Raw genomic sequence first — 1,520 nt, 5'->3', positions numbered from 1 at the left:
TACGAGGAGAAAGAGGATATTGTGATGACCGAGGATGACTCCTCGAAAACTACTGGGGGAGAAACAGAAACTACCACCACCGAGGAACAACTCACTTCAGAAGACCCGGAAGAGCCTAAGCAAGATAGTGAAGAGCCTGCCGTTTCTGGAGAGGAAGGTACCGAAGAACCCACTATTGATTCGAACGAAGAGTTAAACACGGAAGTTTCCGAAAGTGAAGGAGAAAAAGAAGTTCAATCGGAAACCGAGCAAACAGTGCTCGTACAGGCAACTGCAAACAGTACGGATCCGTGGGATGGCGTTATTTCCGATTACTTCAAGGTGACTACCACCACCACGGTCTACGACAACCGTGGAAGTGGTTCCTTAAGACCCATGGGTCAATTAAAACAGGGGCAGGTATATCCCCGTGTCAGTGATTATGGGAATTGGCATCGTATCGAATTTGGCGGTATTTATGGTTACGTCAGGAAATCGGATACTGTCCCTGATGATGGTGGGTCCCTTCAAAATGAAAACGGGAATTATACCAACCAATCACGGACGTTTGAAACGTTGAAAGATGTAACTGTATATGATAATACATCCGGTAGTCTGGTTCCTTTCGGCCAAATTTCCAAAGGAGAACAGTATGCCCTAGCGGGAGATTATGGAAAATGGTGGAGAGTTCTCTTTTCCGACCGGATAGGCTATGTAAGAAAGGAAGAAGTGAAGGCGGAAACCAAGCCGACGGATAACTACTTCCGAGTATATCATGCGGACATCCCCGTTTATGATAATCGTAGTGGTTCCCTCAAGAAAGTCGGTGAGCTGGAAAAAGGTCAGTCATATTCCATTGTAAGAGACTATGGTAACTGGTGGCGAATCCAATTTGGCGATTTCTACGGTTATGTGCGGAAATCAGATACAGGCTATGCGACAGAGTCAGAAATACCAAACATGAATAAAAATCATACTAATACAGCGCATAAACTGGAAACAAAACAACAAGTAGAAGTTTATGATAATACCTCGGGGAGCCTGGTCCCTTTTGGGAAGATAGATAAGGGTCAATTGTTTCCGATAGCGGCCGATTACGGCAACTGGTGGCGAATCCTTTACTTGGACCGTGTAGGTTATGTGAGGAAAAACGAGGCGAATGTACAATATGCGGACTTTGCCGATTACTTTAAAGCGGAAGAGGATTTACCTGTTTATGATAATCGAAGCAGCGACTCGCTGAAAAAAGTGGGTGAGGTTGAAAAAGATCAAGTATATACCAGGGTGAGTGATTATGGGAACTGGCATCGGATTCAATTTGGTGATTTTTATGGCTATGTAGAAAAGTTTGCGACTTCCCCCGCTACAGGTGAAGCAGTAAAGAATAAAAACGATGGATATTCCAATCAAAATCGGACATTTGAAACCCTGGAGGATGTCACGGTTTATGATAATGCATCGGGAAGCTTGAAACCATTCGGTAAGATAGAAAAAGGGGAGAGATTCCCAATCGCAACCGACTACGGCAACTGGTGGCGTGT

The 1,520-nt window shown here is 44.6% G+C and carries 1 protein-coding gene; it reads left to right on the top strand.

Annotated features, from left to right (window positions below; translation table 11 throughout):
* Positions 1–24: 24 nt before the first annotated feature.
* The coding region (locus BLR93_RS17660) for an SH3 domain-containing protein (protein WP_483880065.1) at positions 25–1,520 on the top strand (1,496 nt) is incomplete at its 3' end.

This window comes from Sediminibacillus albus, from assembly GCF_900101125.1.
Taxonomy (GTDB): Bacteria; Bacillota; Bacilli; order Bacillales; family Amphibacillaceae; genus Sediminibacillus; species Sediminibacillus albus.
This window is presented reverse-complemented; position numbering and strand designations above follow the sequence as displayed.